Consider the following 15474-nt stretch of genomic DNA (forward strand, 5'->3'; position numbering starts at 1 on the left):
TGCAAAACAAGTGCACGAACGTGCGTGATCAGGCCATGAGCTCGCAGAAGCTCCGGCCCGCGACCGTCCAGCTCTGCCGCGCCACGAGGCCGGCGTCTGCCGCGTGCCGGTGCAGCGCGTCGAGTCCGACCTCGGCCCAGGGGAACCCGGCGCTCTCGTGGCCGTCGGCGTCCACCACGCGGGCGGTGTACACCCGGTCGGCCAGCGGGTCGGGGTTCGTCTCGACGATCACCCGGCCACCGGCGCGGACGATCTCGCCGCAGCGCTCGAGCAGGGCGGCGGGGTCGCCACCGATGCCGATGTTGCCGTCGATGACCAGGGCGGTGTCCCAGTGGCCCTCGTCGGGGACCGCGTCGAACACCGATCCCTGGATCGCGGTGCCACCGGACCGCTGGGCGATCGCCACGGCCTCGGCGGAGACGTCCACGCCGAGTGCGGGGATGCCGCGGTTGCGCGCGGCGACGAGCATCCGCCCGGGGCCGCAGCCGATGTCGATCACGGGGCCGTCGGCGTCGTCGAGCAGCGAGCGGTCGACCCGGTCGGCCGCGGCGCTCCACCGGCCGACGTCCATCGTCGTGACGACGTCGGGACGGTCCGGGTCGGTCAGCCGGAGCCGTCCGTCCGAGCGCAGTGCCCGGGCGTACGGCTCGCCGCCGCCGGCGCCGAAGGAGACGGGTGCGTGCATGGTCATCGGAGACTCCCCGCGGTCTCGGCACGGAGTGCCTGGGTGAAGCCGGAGTCCGGCGCGAGTTCGGCGACGCGTTCGGCGTCGGGCATGGTGTCGACGTCGAGCAGTTCGCCGAGGATCCCGACGTCGAGGCCGGCGTCGGTCAGGCGTGCGAGCTGGACGGCGCCGGTGTCGTCCTGCGACATCGGGACGCCGCGGAGCAGGTCGCCGGTCGGGGCCTGCACGTACAGCGACCAGAAGCCGCCGTCCTCGGCGGGGCCGAACCACGCGTCGCGCTCGGGCCGGTCGAACACCGGGGCGAGCGCGTCCGTGGACACCTGCGGGGTGTCCATCCCGACGAGCAGCAACGGGCCGTCGATCGCGTCGAACAGGAAGCCGAGGCGCTCGTCGAGCCCGCCGCCGGGCTGGTGGAGGACGTCGAAGCCCTCGGCCGACTCCGGGACGACGTCGCCGTCGAAGAACAGCACGCGGCGCTCTGCGGGCAGGGCGCGGACGGTCGACAGGGTGTCGGCGAGGCTCGCGGACGCCACACGGGCGGCACCCTCGGGTGAGAGCGCCGGGGTCAGGCGGGTCTTCACCTTGCCGGGCAGGCACTCCTTCGCGACCACGGCCACGGTGATGCCGGCGGTCATGCGCGCGTCCCCTCGACCGAGGCGGTGACGGGTGCGGAGTCGGGCCGTGCCGCGGAACCGGTCGCGGCGGTGGAGCCGGCCACGTGGCGGACGGACGCCGGGGCGACGACCCGGACACGGGCCTCCCGGCGGTACGCGCGCAGCAGGCGGGTCATGTCGCGGACCGCGTTGATGGTGCCGCGGAGCGTCCCGGTCACCTTGCTGTCGCCGATGCGCTGCGCGTAGCCGATGTCGGACTCGTCGACGCGCCAGCCTGCCGCGTGCGCGGCCAGGACCATCTCGAGCGGGTAGCCGCTGCGGCGGTCCTGCAGGTCCAGGGCGACGAGGTCCTCGCGGCGCATGACGCGCATCGGGCCGAGGTCGCGCAGGCGGTAGCCGGTCGCGCGGTGCATGAGGACGGCGAGGACGCGGTTCGCGAACCGGGCGTGCGGCGCCCACGCGCCCTTGCTCGTCGGGACACGTCGTCCGAGCGCCAGGTCGACGCGGCCGCTCGCGACGCGGTCGACCAGCGGCGGCAGTTCGGCGGGGTCCATCGAGGCGTCCGCGTCGCAGAAGGCGACGAAGTCGGCAGTGGCGGCCGCGACGCCCGCGGCGCAGGCGGAGCCGAAGCCCTTCACCGGTTCCGTGACGACGAGGGCGCCGTGGGCGCGGGCGACGTCGGCGGAACCGTCGGTCGAGCCGTTGTCCACCACGATCGCGCGGTAGCCCTCCGGCAGGCGAGCGATCACCTTCGGCAGGGCATCGGCCTCGTCGAGGCACGGGAGGATGACGTCGACACTCATGTCCGTCATTCGGTGCCGGTCGTCAGATCGACGGGTCTGTCCTGTCATGCACTCGACGTAACACGACGACGCGCGTCGGGGTACAGGAAATCTGTACCCGCTGGTCAGTCAGCGCACTGTTTCGGGGTTGGGTCCCCAGAACGGGGGACAGGCGGACGGGAGGCCCGTGGCGGGCGTTCGTGTCCGGTCACGTCCGCCGCGTGGTCGCGCGGGGCGCGGGGCGCGGGGCGGGCGCTTCGTGAGCAGGAATGGTCGGGTCGCGTCCGGTGACCCGACCATTCCTGCTCACGAAGTGGGGCTACTGGACGGCGCTCCGGAGGGGAGCGGTCGCGAAGTCGCGCATGCCTGCTTCGAAGTCGACCTCGGCGCGCCAGCCGAGCTCGGCGGCGATGCGGTCCGAGCTCGCCGTGACGTGGCGGACGTCGCCCAGGCGGTACTCGCCCGTGACGACCGGCTGGGGGCCGTCGGGGCCCGCGATCGCCGCGGCCATGTCGCCGATCGTGTGCACGACGCCGGACCCGACGTTGTACGCGCGGAACGAGTCGGCGGGCAGGTCGGCGGTCGCGGCGATGGAGGCGGCGTTCGCTCCGGCGACGTCGTCGACGTGCACGAAGTCTCGGCGCTGGGCACCGTCCTCGAAGACGCGTGGGGCCTCGCCACGGGCCAGTGCCGAGCGGAACAGAGACGCGACACCGGCGTAGGGGGTGTTCGCGGGCATGCCCGGTCCGTAGACGTTGTGGTAGCGGAGCGCGATCGCCCGGCCGCCCGTCGCGCGCGCCCAACTCGAGGCAAGGTGCTCCTGCGCGACCTTCGTCTGCGCGTACACGTTGCGGGGGTCGAGCGCGGCGGACTCGTCGATCAGGCCGGGCAGGAGGGGATGACCGTCCGGGTCGATCGGGTCGAAGCGACCGGCGTCGAGGTCCTCGCGGCGGCGGGCCGGCGGCCGGACGGGTTCGCCGTCGGACGTCGTGTACGCACCCTCGCCGTAGACGACCATCGAGCTCGCGACGACAAGTCGGCCGATGTCGTGCCGGTCCATGCCGGCGAGGACGTGGGCGGTGCCGGCGTCGTTCGACGAGACGTAGTCGGGGGCGTCCTGGAAGTCGACGCCGAGGCCGACCTTCGCGGCCTGGTGGCACACGACGTCGATGCCGTCGAGGGCGGCGTCCAGGGCGACCCGGTCGCGGACGTCGCCGTGCACGAACGCGATGCCCTGCTGCTGGTGGGCGCGGATGACCTCGGCGGGGTCGCCGTGCACGTCGTCGCGGAGGGAGTCGAGGACGCGGACCTCGTGGCCGTCGGCCAGCGCACGGCGGACGATCGCGGAGCCGATGAAGCCGGCGCCGCCGGTGACGAGCAGGCGGGTCATGCGGTGGTGCCCGCGGTCGTGGTGGGACCCGTGCTGGCGGCGGTGGGCTGGGTCTGCATGATGCTGGCGCTGGCGCTCGCCGGGACGAGTTCGCGCGGCGTGAAGTCGGCGGGGATCGCGCCGACGATCCCGCCGATCGCGCGGACGATCACCTCGTTGGCGCGGGCGAGACGCTCCATCACGAGGGCGTGGGTGACGGGTGCGCCGGCTGCGTCGGCCGCGTCTGCCGTGGCCGCTCCGTCCGCCGTGGCCGCCGTGGCCGCTCCGTCCGCCGTGGCCGCGTGGGCGGCCGCTGAGGCGGCTTCGTCCTCGGTCGGGGCCAGGCCGGCGTCCGCGTCCGTGACGAACGACAGGTTGACCGTCGCGATGCCGAGCTCGGCGGCGAGCGGGACCTCGGGGGTCATCGTCATGTTGATGGTGTGACCACCGGCCTCGCGCAGCCAGACGGACTCGGCGCGCGTCGAGAACCGGGGGCCCTGGATGACGACGCACGTGCCGGTCGGACGGAACGGCACGTCGAGGGCTGCGATCGCGTCGACGGCTGCGCGCCGCAGCGTCGGGTCGAACGGGTCGGCGAACGACAGGTGCTGGACGTCGTCCTCGAAGAACGTGTCCGCGCGGCCGAAGGTGCGGTCGATGAGCTGGTCGGTCACGACGAAGGTGCCCGGGGCGTAGTCGGGGTGCAGACCACCGACGGCGCTCGAGGACACGATCGCGCGGACGCCCAGGGAGCGGAGCGCCCAGAGGTTCGCGCGGTGGTTGATGCGGTGCGGGGCGACGGAGTGCTCACGACCGTGCCGGGTGAGGAACGCGACCCGACGTCCGGACATCGTGCCGATGCTGATCGGGCTCGACGTCGGGCCGAACGGCGTCGGCACGTCCAGTTCCTCGGCGGTCCCCTCCTCGAACAGCTGGTAGAGGCCGGAGCCCCCGATGACACCGATCGTCACGGCTTCGTCGTTCTCCACAGGTCCTCCGAAAGGTCGTCGGCGCGGTCTGCGCGCTGGATACGCTACTGACGCCGGCCCCGGACGAACCGGGAGCGGCGACACCATCCCTGTTCGGAGGCACCTGTGCGAACGATCGGTCAGCACCGCGACGACCTGGCAGCGCTGCTCGCGCCGGTCCTGGCGGGCCTCGGGGGTGCGTCGTGGCGGATCGACGACCTGGCCGTCGACGGCCGTGCCGGTCACGGGCACCGCGTGCTCGCTGCACCCGTCGCCTCACCGGTCCCGTTGCCGCCCTTCGACAACAGCCAGATGGACGGCTTCGCGGTCCGGGTGGCCGATGCCGGACAGGACGTCCGGGTCGTCGCGCCCATCCCCGCCGGGGTCGTCCCCGCACCGCTCTCCGCCGGCACAGCGGCACCGATCATGACCGGCGCGCGGATCCCCGACGGCGCCGATGCCGTCTTCCCGGTGGAGGCCACGTCGCCGGGGACCTTCCCGGCTGCGCTCGACCTCGGGCACGTCACGGTGCCCGCTGACCTCGTGCCGGGCACCTTCGTGCGAGCGGCCGGCAGCGACCTGGCCCTCGGTGCGTCGATCGCTCCGACCGGTGCGCCGATCACCCCAGCCCTGCTCGGCGCGCTCGCGTCCGCCGGTGTGTCCACCGTGCAGGTCCGTCGACCACTGCGGGTGCTCGTGGTCTCGACGGGGTCCGAGCTGCAGGGAGCCGACACCGACGCGGCGACGATCGGCGACGCGAACGGCATCGCGCTGCGGGCGGCGCTCGCCGAGGTCGGTGCTTCGTCGCGCACGGTCCGGGTCCCCGACGACGTCGACGCGTTCGTCACCGCGCTCGACGACGCCGTGGGGGAGTGGGCCGACCTCGTGCTCACGACCGGGGGCATCAGTGCCGGTGCGTACGAGGTCGTGCGGCAGGCACTCGAACCCCGCGGGCTCGCCGTGACCCCGGTCGCGATGCAGCCCGGTGGGCCGCAGGCGTTCGGCAGCGTGGAACTCGCCGGTCGACCGATGCCGGTGGTGTCGTTCCCCGGCAACCCGGTGTCGGCGCTCGTCTCGTTCGAGGTCTTCCTCCGTCCGCTGCTCGCGCCCCTCGTCGGGCTGCCGGCCGACCGTCCCGAGCTGCACCTGCCCGCTGCTTCGGCTGCGCAGTCACCGGGTGGCAAGCACCAGGTTCGGCGTGGACGGGTGGCCGACGGGGTCGTCCACTTCGTGGGCGGACCGAGCTCCCACTTGCTCGCGCACTACGCCGCCGCCACACACCTCGTGCACGTCCCGGTGGGGGTCGACGTCGTCGAACCCGGTGACGTCCTGACCGTCTGGAGCCTCCGATGACCGCACCCGCCGACACGTCCGATCAATCAGGTCCGTCCGACCAGTCGGGTCCGTCCGAGCAGACCGAACCGTCCGACGCGGCCGAGCTGTCGCACGTGCGCGCCGACGGGTCCGCGCACATGGTCGACGTGTCCGCGAAGGACGTCACCGACCGCTCGGCGACCGCCACCGCCACGCTCGTCACCCGGCCCGATGTCGTCGCTCGCATCCTCGACGGTTCCCTGCCGAAGGGCGAGGTCATCGGCACCGCCCGCGTCGCCGCGATCATGGCCGTGAAGAAGACCTCCGACCTCATCCCGCTCTGCCACCCGCTCCCCATCGCCGGGGTGCAGGTCGACATCACCGGTGCCGACGACCGCGTGCTGATCGAGGTCTCGGTCCGCACGACCTCGCGCACCGGCGTCGAGATGGAAGCGCTGACCGGCGCGAGCGTCGCCGCGCTGACCGTGTACGACATGGTGAAGGCCGTCGACCGGGCGGCCTCGATCACGGACGTCCGAGTGCTCGAGAAGCACGGCGGTCGGTCCGGAGACTGGAGCAACCGATGACCTCGCAGCCGACCAGGGGCCGTGCCGCCGTCGTGGTGGTGTCCACGCAGGCCGCCGCCGATCCGGCACTCGACCGTACCGGGCCCGCCATCGCGGGGTGGCTGCGCGAGCGGGACTTCACCGTCGCCGAGCCCGTGATCGTCCCCGACGGCGGGGCGATCACCGAGACCGTGACCGCCGAACTGCTGGCCGGGGCCCGGATCGTCATCACGACCGGGGGCACCGGCGTCACCCCGACCGACCGGACGCCTGAGGCCGTCGCGCCCCTCATCGACCTGGAGCTGCCCGGTGTCCTCGAAGAGGTCCGCCGTCGCGGGCTCGCGGGGGCCGGTCCGACCGCACTGCTGAGCCGCGGCATCGCCGGCATCAGCACCGGCGGATCCCTGATCGTCACGCTGCCCGGGTCGCGCGGCGGGGTGGCGGACGGACTGGCCGTGCTCGACGGATTGGTCGAGCACGTGCTCGCGCAGGTGCACGGCGAGGGCCACGCGCCGCGGAGCGCGTCATGACCGCGTCGCCGGCGCCGGCGCCGTCCCCGGCACCGGACGCGCGCGTCGTCCTCGCCGACGTCGTCGACCGGGGGATCACCGTCGACGAGGTCTCCGCCGTCGTCGCCACCGACCAGGACGGTGCCGTCGTCACCTTCGCCGGCGTCGTCCGCAACCACGACGGCGGCAAGGGCGTCACCGCGCTCGACTACGAGCGACACCCCAGCGCCGGCGACGTCATCGCCGAGGTCGCCCGCACCGTCGCCGACGCCCATCCCGACGTCCGGATCGCCGTGCTGCACCGCGTCGGGTCGCTCGGCATCGGGGACGTCGCGCTCGCCGCAGCGGTGGCGTCGTCGCACCGGGCGCAGGCGTTCGCAGCGTGCGGGGAGCTGGTCGACCTGGTGAAGGAGCGAGTGCCGATCTGGAAGCACCAGCGGTTCACCGACGGCACGGACGAGTGGGTCGCCGCCCTGTGACGGATGCTCAGGTCGAGCTGGTTCGCTCAGATCGGTGACCGAAGCACAGACGGCCGCCGATCGGCGGTGGGCCGACGCGGAGATCCGGGCGAAGGCGTACCTCGCGCAGTCGCGTGATCGTCGTGACCTGCCCATCCGCGGGTTCGTCCTGGCGGTGGCCCTCGTGATCGCGCTGCTGGTGCTCGTCGGCGTCGCGCTGCCCCCGGACTCCGATGCACGGCTGATGCTCTCGACCGTCGGACTCAGCATCGCGGTGCTCATCCTGGTGGTGGAGATCATCCGAGCCGTCCGGCTCCGGCGCCGTGCAGGACGCACCGTCGTCCGTGAGCAGGTCGTCGCGTCCTTGTTGCAGCGTGAGCAGCGTGCGGTCTCCCGTGCGGCGGTCGGCCAGGCGGACGCGCCGGCGGATCGACGGATCGTGGTCGACGCCGTCGCGACCGACCTGGCGAGCGGTGCCGCACTCCCGATGCAGGCCGGGTTGCTCGTCGTCTGGTCGTCGATCGGCGTCGCGGGGACGGCCTTCTGGCCGGTCTACCTGACCGGAAGTCTGTTCACGGGTGCCCAGTTCTTGTGGTCGGTGCGTCGCACCGTGCTCGCCCGGCGCTGTCTCGCAGCCCAGCACCGCACGGACGTCGACCCTGTACGGCCCCGCAGCTGACCGTGGCCGGATCGCAACACCGGCACGCGTTCGGGGCGTGGCGACAGCCCTCAGGTTCTCCATAGAATCGCGAACATGAGCGTCTTGCTGCCCGGGATCACCGTCATCCTGCTGGTCTTCGCCCTGATCGACATCCTGACGAAGAACGACGACCAGATCCGCGGACTGCCGAAGATCGCGTGGGTGATCCTCGTGATCCTGGTCCCCGTCGTCGGCAGCATCGTCTGGTTCGCCATCGGCCACGACTGGGCCCCGGGTGAGCGAAACCACGGCCGCTACATCGAGCCCGCCCGTCACGAGGACCGGTACGCCACCCTCGGCGATGCCCGCAACGCCCACGGCGCCAAGCGCATCAGCGGCACGGAGCAGGAGCTCGCCGAACTCGAGCGCGAGATCGAGTACTGGGAGGCGCAGGCTCGGCTGAAGCGCGCGAAGGAAGCCGCCGGCGAGGGCGACGCCGCTCCCGCGAGCTGACGTACCCGACCGCCGGAGCCGAACCGGCCTCGGCGAGCTGACCCGGGCCTCCAGGTCGACGCGCCGGCGCACCGACGCGACGGGCGCACCGTGCGCGGTCGGTCGGCCGGTGCGAGGTTGTGCGCTCCGTGCGCCGCTACAACCTCGCACCGAGCGGTCAACCTCGCACCACCTGCCGAAGCCCGCACCGTGCGACCGCGCTGACCCGCGCTTCCAGGCCGACGCACCGATGCGCCGTCGCACCGTCGCACCGTGCGCGGTCGGTCGGCTGGTGCGAGGTTGCCCACTCCGTGCGCCGCTACAACCTCGCACCGAGCGGTCAACCTCGCACCACTCGAACAAGCCCGCACCGTGCGCCCGCCCCGGCCCCGGCCGACCCCACCCACACCCCCCCCCCGCACCGACCACCCCGCCACGCCGCCTACCCTTGACGCGTGGCTCATCTCCTCGGCGCCGAGAACCTGCATCTCGAGTTCCCCACCAAGGTCGTCTTCGACAACGTCACCCTCGGCATCGACGAGGGGGACCGGATCGGCGTGGTCGGACGCAACGGCGACGGCAAGTCGACCCTCCTCGCGCTGCTGTCCCAGCGCCTCGAACCCGACGACGGCCGTGTCACGCACCGCCGCGGGTTGACCGTCGGCTACCTGGACCAGCGCGACATCCTGCCCGAGGGCGCGACCGTCGGCAGCACCGTCGTCGGCGACCTCGAAGAGCACGAGTGGGCCGGCGACCCGAAGATCCGCGACGTCATCGGCGGCCTGGTGTCGGACATCCCGTGGGACGTCAGCGTCGACGAGCTGTCCGGTGGCCAGCGCCGCCGCGTGGCACTCGCGCGGCTGCTCGTCGGCGACTGGGACGTCCTGTTCCTCGACGAGCCCACGAACCACCTCGACGTCGAGGGCATCCAGTGGCTCGCCGAGCACATCAACCGTCGCTGGTCGTCGAACCAGGGCGGGATGGTGGTCGTGACGCACGACCGGTGGTTCCTCGACGCGGTGTCGACCGACACGTGGGAGGTCCACGATGGCGTCGTCGACCCGTTCGAGGGCGGCTACGCGGCGTACATCCTGCAGCGCGTCGAGCGCGACCGGCAGGCAGCCGCCAGCGAGCAGCGCCGCCAGAACCTGGCCCGCAAGGAGCTCGCGTGGCTGCGCCGCGGCGCACCGGCTCGGACGAGCAAGCCGAAGTTCCGCATCGACGCCGCGAACGCCCTGATCGACGACGTCCCGCCGATCCGCGACACGGTCGCGCTGGCGAAGACGGCGACCGCCCGCCTCGGCAAGGACGTCGTCGACCTGCTCGACGTCAGCGTCTCGTTCGACGGCACCCAGATCCTCGACCGCATCGAGTGGCGCATCGCACCGGGGGAGCGGACCGGCATCCTCGGCCCGAACGGTGCCGGCAAGTCGACGCTGCTCAACCTCGTCTCCGGTACGCTCGCGCCGACGAGCGGCCGCGTGAAGACGGGCAAGACGGTGCAGGTCGCGATCCTCGACCAGCAGCTCGCCGACCTGGCCCAGTTCGCGAACGATCGCGTGCGCGAGGTGGTCGCCCGCAAGAAGACGAGCTACGTCGCGGACGGCAAGGAGATGACGCCGGCGCAGCTGCTCGAACGTCTCGGCTTCACGGCGGAGCAGCTCTCCACGCCGGTCAAGGACCTGTCCGGTGGCCAGAAGCGCCGCCTGCAGCTCATGCTCATCCTGCTCGACGAGCCGAACGTGCTGATCCTCGACGAGCCCACCAACGACCTCGACACCGACATGCTCGCCGCCATGGAGGACCTGCTCGACACCTGGCCGGGCACCCTGCTGGTCGTCTCCCACGACCGGTACCTGCTCGAGCGCGTCACCGACCAGCAGTACGCCGTGCTCGGCGGGCACCTGCGGCACCTGCCCGGCGGCGTCGACGAGTACATGCGGCTGCGTGCGGCCGGCACCGGTGGCGGGACCGCTTCTGCGGCTGCCGCCGCGTCTGCCGGGAGGCCCGACACCGCAGGCGGGACCGGCTCGGCCGGTGCCGTGGCCGGATCCAGTGCGTCGGCCGGTTCCGGCGCGTCGGCTGCGGCGGCCTCGGGCCTGTCGGGCGCGGAGCGTCGGACGGCCGAGAAGGAGATGTCGGCGCTGGACCGCAAGATCGCGAAGGTCGGCGCGGACCGGAAGAAGCTGCTCGACGACTTCGCCACCCACGACCAGTCGGACTACGCCGGGCTCGGGGAGCTGCAGGCGAAGCTCGCCGCGCACGAGGCCGAGATCGAGCAGCTCGAGGAGCGCTGGCTCGAGGTCGCGGAGCTGCTCGGGGTCTGAGCGGGTCTACTCCGCTGGCTTCGCATCCTCGGGGGCCCCGCCGCCGGGGTTCGCGACGACCTCCCACAGGTGGCCGTCCGGGTCCTGGAAGAAGCCGGACCACATGCCCCACGGCCGCGTGTACGGCGCCGCGAGCATCGTCGCGCCGGCGATCCGGGCCCGGTCGAGGAACGCTTCGGCGTCGGCCTGACTGTCGACGAAGTGCCCGATCGTGCTGCTCGGTGCCGTCGCGAGTGCCAGCCCGGAGTCCTTCGCCATGTCGTCCCGCCCGTAGACGCTGACGATCAGACCGTCGTCCAGGGTGAACATCGCCGTGGTGCCACCCGCCTCGGTCTCGGTCGGCGGGTACTCGGTGCCGATGACGCCGCTGCCCTCGATCCCGAGCAGGGCGCGGTAGAAGTCCGCCGATCGTGCGACGTCGGCGACGGCCAGGGTGATCGCGTGCATGGCCCGGAGGCTAGTCCCCGAGACCCAGGATGAGTCGGCGGAGCAGCCCGGCCAATTGGCCCTGCTCGTCGGCGGAGACCCCGGACAGGATGTCGCGTTCGGCGGCCAGCAGGTCCGCGATCGCCGCGTCCACCGCCACTCGGCCCTTGCCCGTCAGCGACACGAGGATGCCGCGGCCGTCCCTCGGGTCGGTCCGTCGCCCCACGAAGCCCCGCGCCGTGAGCCGGTCAACACGGTTCGTCATCGTGCCGCTCGACACCAGGGTTTGCTGCAGCAGGGTCTTCGGGCTCAGCTCGTACGGCTCACCCGCCCGCCGCAGGGCCGAGAGGACGTCGAACTCCCACGGCTCCATGTCACCCGCGTCGAACGCTGCTCGCCGCGCGCGGTCCAGGTGCCGCGCGAGCCGGTCGACGCGGGACAGGACCTCGAGCGGGCCGAAGTCGAGGTCGGCACGCTCACGACCCCACGCCGCGACGATCCGGTCGACCTCGTCCTGGTGCGGCATCCCTCCATCTTGGCCGAACCCGGGGCGGACGGCCAGCCTCGTCGGTCATGGGAGGATGGACGTGCACCCACGGGTGCGTTCCGCCTTGGTGTAATGGCAGCACGACGGCCTTTGGTGCCGTTAGGTCCGGGTTCGAATCCTGGAGGCGGAGCCGAGGCTTGATCCGGGTTCGCCGCGTCGGCGTTCTGGGAACGGGTCTCACCGACGCACGTCGCGTGGTGATCGCTGCCGAGGCTCCGGAGCGCTGACGCGCGGACGGGAGGCCCGGTGCCAGCTGGCACCGGGCCTCCCGTCCATCCGCGGCCCGTCTTCGGGCCACGCGCGGTCAGGCGGCTCCGTGGCTCGCTCGGGAGCGGCGGGAGAGGGAGTCGATGATCACCGCGAGGAGCAGGACGGCCCCGGTGACGATGTAGCGGGTGTAGTCCTCGAAGTTCAGCAGGTTCAGGCCGTTCGCGATCGACTGGATCACGATGACGCCGAGCAGTGCGGACCAGATGTTGCCGCGTCCACCGAAGAGGCTGGTCCCGCCGATGACCGCCGCTGCGATCGCGTTGAGGTTGACGTCGCCGCCACCCGAACTCAGCGTCGCGGCCGAGAGGTGTGCCGATGCGAGGAGCCCGCCGATGACGGCGAACACCGAGCAGAGCATGAACACCGAGATGTACACGAGGCGCACCTTGATGCCGGACCGGCGGGCGGCTTCGACGTTGCCGCCGACTGCGTAGATCGACCGGCCCCACTTCGTCCGCTTCACCAGGTAGTTCATCACGACGACCAGCAGGACGAAGAACACGAAGGACGTCCCGGTGCCGCGGTCGGTCGAGAGGTACCAACCGATCGCGCTGAGTCCGATGAGCAGCAGCGCCGCCTTGAGGACGACGAGCGACTTCGAGCCCGTCGACAGCCCTGCCCGGGCTCGTCGGGCATCTCGCCGGAGGTCCGCGAACAGGGTGCCGCCAGCCGCCAGCGCCGCGAGCACGTAGACGAGCCAGGGTGGCAGGTAGGAGAACAGCGCGAACTGCACGATGAAGGACTCCGTCGGCAGGTTGATCGAGCCGTTCTGGCCGAGGACGAGCAGCTGCACACCGAGGAACGCGAGGAGCCCAGCGAGTGTGATGACGAAGCTGGGGACACCGAACCGCGTGTACAGGAGGCCGTACAGCAGGCCGATGAGGGCTCCGACGCCGAGTGCGACTGCGATCACCGCGATGAGCGGCCAGTGCAGCTGTGTGAGCCCGACGCCGAGGATCGCTGCGGCGAGACCACTGACGGAACCGACCGAGAGGTCGATCTCGCCGAGCAGGAGCACCAGGACGATCCCGATGGAGATCGTGCCGGCCGCGGCGCACTGGACGGCCAGGTCGACGAGGTTCGTCGCGTAGAGGAAGCTCCCGCCGGGCGTCAGGAGACCGAAGGCGACCCAGATGACGACGAGCCCCACCACGACCGGGAGACTTCCCAGGTCGCCTGCGCGGACCCGGCGACTGAAGCTGGTGATCGCGCCGCGAACGCCTTCTTCGCGCAACAGCCGTTCGTCCTGCAGGTCTGCTGCGGCGCGGGAGGTCGGTGTGCTCATGGTGACGGGGTCCGGAGAGGTGCCTCGTGGCCGCTTGCTCTGGCGGGTGCTGCTCATCGGTCTGTCTCTCGTTCGGATTGCGCGGCGGCGCGACGGGTGACGGCGTTGTCGGTGGCGCCGGTGATCGCGGCGATGATGTCCTCGTAACTGACGTCGGCAACGGTGAAGTCACCGTTGTTGCGGCCGAGGCGGAGCACTGCGACGCGGTCGGCGACGGCTCGGACGTCGGCGAGGTTGTGGCTGATCAGCACGACGCCGTGGCCGCGGTCGCGGAGGCGTTCGACGAGGTTCAGGACCTCGGCGGTCTGCGCGACGCCGAGCGCGGCCGTCGGCTCGTCGAGGATGACGATCTTCGGGTCGCCGATCAACGACCGGGCGATCGCGACGGTCTGCCGCTGACCGCCGGAGAGCGACGCGATGGGAATGCGGACGGACGGGATCCGAGCCGAGAGCTGTCGGAGCAGCTCCCAGGACTTCCGCTCCATCTCCTCTTCGTCGAGGACGAAGTGCGAGACCTCGCGCCCGAGGAACAGGTTCGACACGACGTCGAGGTTGTCGGCGAGTGCGAGGTCCTGGAAGACCGTCGCGATCCCGAGCGCCTGCGCAGCCGCCGGCGAACCGATGTGGACGGGCTCGCCCTCGAAGGTGATGGTTCCTTCGTCCGGGGTGTAGACGCCGGCGAGGATCTTGACGAAGGTGCTCTTCCCCGCGCCGTTGTCGCCGACGAGGGCGACGACTTCGCCCGCGTGGACGTCGAAGTCGATCCCGGAGAGCGCCTGGACGGCACCGAACCGCTTGCTGATGCCCTGGAGGGACATCACCAGGTCCTTCTGGACGGGGACGGGTGTGGGTTCCGCGATGGTCACGGGGGACTCCTTGGCTTCAGGGGAGGGAGACGGAAGTGCGTCCCCCTCCCTGCGGGTCACTTGATGCCGTACTTCGTGCATGCGTCGGCGAGCTGCGTGGTGCAGATGTCCTTCGCGGTGAAGAGTCCGTCCTTCACGACCGTGTCCTTGATGTTGTCCGCGGTGACGGCCACCGGCGTGAGGATCACCGACGGCACGGTCTTGCCGCTGGCGGTCTTCACGGTGCTCGTGGTGGAGGCCTTCTTGCCCGCCGCGAGTTCCAGTGCCAGGTCAGCCGCTCCCTCTGCCTCCGGCTTGAACGCCTTGTAGACGGTCATGTACTGCTTGCCGGCGAGGATCCGCTGCAGTCCTGCGAGCGTCGCATCCTGGCCGGTGATGGGCGGGAGATCCGTCGCGCCCGCCGCCTGCATCGCGGAGATCACGCCGCCCGCGGTGTCGTCGTTCGCCGCGTAGATCCCCTTGATGTTGTCGACGCCGACCTTGGAGATCTGGCCCGCCGCCCAGCTCTGCGCCTTGGCAGGGTCCCAACCGGGGGTGTCGTACTCGCCGAGGACGTCGTAGCTGGTGGTGGAGAGCACCGATTGCGCGCCGGCCTTGAACTGGGAGGCGTTGTTGTCAGTCGGCGAGCCGTTGACCTCGAGGACGCCCGCATCGTCTGCGATGCCGAGGTCCTTCATCCGGTCGACGAGCGCGGTCGCCTGCAGTTCGCCGACCTTGTTGTTGTCGAAGGAGATGTAGGCGCTGACATCGCCCGAGTTGATCAGCCGGTCGTACGAGATGACCGGGACGTTCTTCGACTTCGCCAAGCTGACGATCGAGGCGGCTGCCTCGCCGTCGAACGCATCGAGGACGAGCACCTTGACGCCCTGCGTGAGCATCGCCTGGGCCTGCTGTTGCTGCTTCGACGCGTCGCCGCCGGCATTCTGGTAGAGCACCGAGCAGTCCGGGCACTTCTCCTTGATGCGGTCGGTGAAGAGCGGACGGTCGGCACTGGCGAACCGTGCCGTGACCGAGTCGGGCAGCAGCAGCCCGATCTTCGCGTTCGTCGCGGATCCGCCGCCTCCCGACGACGATGCCTGGGATCCGTTCGAGCACGCGGTGAGCGACCCCGCGAGGAGCGTGATTGACGCGGCAGCGATCGCTGCTCGTGTGACGACTTTCTTCATTGAAGGCCTCCATCTGCCACCTCCATTGGTGGCCTGGATCCGCTGGTTACTACCCAACGAACAACTTGTCCGCCGAACGATACGACACGCGCTCACCCCTCCACAAGCACCAAATCGAGAACTGGCCGGGCTGCGACGAAAACCGCCGCCTGCTACCGTGTGAACAGTCCGTCCGCGAAGTGATAACTGC

General features: G+C 71.4%; 17 protein-coding genes and 1 tRNA gene. 8 read left to right on the plus strand and 10 right to left on the minus strand.

The genetic code is table 11. The annotated features are described in order from the left end of the window. Window positions 1–28 precede the first annotated feature (28 nt). The 5 genes from EDF31_RS16810 to EDF31_RS16830 form a co-directional block, all read right to left on the minus strand. The gene (locus EDF31_RS16810) at window positions 29–691 is read right to left on the minus strand and encodes a methyltransferase domain-containing protein (RefSeq protein ID WP_123293702.1); all 663 of its coding nucleotides are present in this window, start codon (window positions 689–691) and stop codon (window positions 29–31) included. After that, entirely contained in the window at window positions 688–1320 is a 633-nt protein-coding gene (locus EDF31_RS16815; protein WP_131846973.1) for a DUF2064 domain-containing protein, read from the minus strand. Before EDF31_RS16815 ends, EDF31_RS16810 begins: the two co-directional genes overlap by 4 nt. After that, on the minus strand, window positions 1317–2102 hold the full coding sequence (locus tag EDF31_RS16820; protein ID WP_323742915.1) for a glycosyltransferase family 2 protein: 786 nt from the start codon (window positions 2100–2102) through the stop codon (window positions 1317–1319). Before EDF31_RS16820 ends, EDF31_RS16815 begins: the two co-directional genes overlap by 4 nt. A gap of 298 nt (window positions 2103–2400) precedes the next feature. Beyond that, on the minus strand, window positions 2401–3471 hold the full coding sequence (locus EDF31_RS16825; RefSeq protein WP_131846974.1) for an NAD-dependent epimerase/dehydratase family protein: 1071 nt from the start codon (window positions 3469–3471) through the stop codon (window positions 2401–2403). Continuing rightward, window positions 3468–4439 (minus strand): MTAP family purine nucleoside phosphorylase, encoded by a 972-nt coding sequence (locus tag EDF31_RS16830; protein WP_131846975.1) that lies wholly within the window; start codon window positions 4437–4439, stop codon window positions 3468–3470. Before EDF31_RS16830 ends, EDF31_RS16825 begins: the two co-directional genes overlap by 4 nt. 105 nt (window positions 4440–4544) lie before the next feature. On the opposite strand from EDF31_RS16830, the gene glp reads away from it, so the two are divergent. From glp to EDF31_RS16860, 7 genes are all read left to right on the plus strand, one after another. Continuing rightward, complete coding sequence (gene glp / locus EDF31_RS16835; protein WP_131846976.1) at window positions 4545–5771, plus strand: gephyrin-like molybdotransferase Glp; 1227 nt, start codon at window positions 4545–4547, stop codon at window positions 5769–5771. 119 nt (window positions 5772–5890) lie between these two features. Next, the gene (gene moaC / locus EDF31_RS16840; RefSeq protein WP_243650113.1) at window positions 5891–6319 is read left to right on the plus strand and encodes a cyclic pyranopterin monophosphate synthase MoaC; all 429 of its coding nucleotides are present in this window, start codon (window positions 5891–5893) and stop codon (window positions 6317–6319) included. Further along, entirely contained in the window at window positions 6316–6828 is a 513-nt protein-coding gene (locus EDF31_RS20075) for a molybdopterin-binding protein (RefSeq protein WP_165901471.1), read from the plus strand. Before moaC ends, EDF31_RS20075 begins: the two co-directional genes overlap by 4 nt. Then, window positions 6825–7286 (plus strand): molybdenum cofactor biosynthesis protein MoaE, encoded by a 462-nt coding sequence (locus EDF31_RS20080; protein ID WP_165901472.1) that lies wholly within the window; start codon window positions 6825–6827, stop codon window positions 7284–7286. Before EDF31_RS20075 ends, EDF31_RS20080 begins: the two co-directional genes overlap by 4 nt. Window positions 7287–7320: 34 nt before the next feature. Then, window positions 7321–7944 (plus strand): hypothetical protein, encoded by a 624-nt coding sequence (locus EDF31_RS16850; RefSeq protein WP_131846978.1) that lies wholly within the window; start codon window positions 7321–7323, stop codon window positions 7942–7944. 75 nt (window positions 7945–8019) lie between these two features. Next, entirely contained in the window at window positions 8020–8418 is a 399-nt protein-coding gene (locus tag EDF31_RS16855; protein ID WP_131846979.1) for a PLDc N-terminal domain-containing protein, read from the plus strand. 434 nt (window positions 8419–8852) lie between these two features. Continuing rightward, window positions 8853–10724, plus strand: a complete 1872-nt coding sequence (locus EDF31_RS16860) for an ABC-F family ATP-binding cassette domain-containing protein (RefSeq protein ID WP_123293713.1) — start codon at window positions 8853–8855, stop codon at window positions 10722–10724. A 6-nt stretch (window positions 10725–10730) separates the two neighbouring features. Here EDF31_RS16860 and EDF31_RS16865 read toward each other — a convergent pair whose 3' ends face one another. Then, window positions 10731–11171: a VOC family protein gene (locus EDF31_RS16865; protein WP_131846980.1), complete on the minus strand. Its 441-nt coding sequence runs from the start codon at window positions 11169–11171 to the stop codon at window positions 10731–10733. 10 nt (window positions 11172–11181) lie between these two features. Then, window positions 11182–11676, minus strand: coding sequence for a MarR family transcriptional regulator (locus tag EDF31_RS16870; protein WP_123340195.1), 495 nt, complete (start codon window positions 11674–11676; stop codon window positions 11182–11184). Window positions 11677–11755: 79 nt separating this feature from the next. On the opposite strand from EDF31_RS16870, the gene EDF31_RS16875 reads away from it, so the two are divergent. Beyond that, window positions 11756–11827, plus strand: a tRNA-Gln gene (locus EDF31_RS16875). 174 nt (window positions 11828–12001) lie between these two features. Here EDF31_RS16875 and EDF31_RS16880 read toward each other — a convergent pair. The 3 genes from EDF31_RS16880 to EDF31_RS16890 all read right to left on the minus strand — a co-directional run bounded on the left by EDF31_RS16880 (window position 12002) and on the right by EDF31_RS16890 (window position 15284). After that, window positions 12002–13252: a sugar ABC transporter permease gene (locus tag EDF31_RS16880; protein WP_131846981.1), complete on the minus strand. Its 1251-nt coding sequence runs from the start codon at window positions 13250–13252 to the stop codon at window positions 12002–12004. 53 nt (window positions 13253–13305) lie between these two features. Further along, window positions 13306–14070, minus strand: coding sequence for an ATP-binding cassette domain-containing protein (locus EDF31_RS16885; RefSeq protein ID WP_131847029.1), 765 nt, complete (start codon window positions 14068–14070; stop codon window positions 13306–13308). Window positions 14071–14174: 104 nt separating this feature from the next. Next, window positions 14175–15284 (minus strand): substrate-binding domain-containing protein, encoded by a 1110-nt coding sequence (locus tag EDF31_RS16890; protein WP_131846982.1) that lies wholly within the window; start codon window positions 15282–15284, stop codon window positions 14175–14177. Window positions 15285–15474 lie beyond the last annotated feature (190 nt).

The organism is Curtobacterium sp. PhB142 (genome assembly GCF_004341255.1).
GTDB lineage: Bacteria > Actinomycetota > Actinomycetes > Actinomycetales > Microbacteriaceae > Curtobacterium.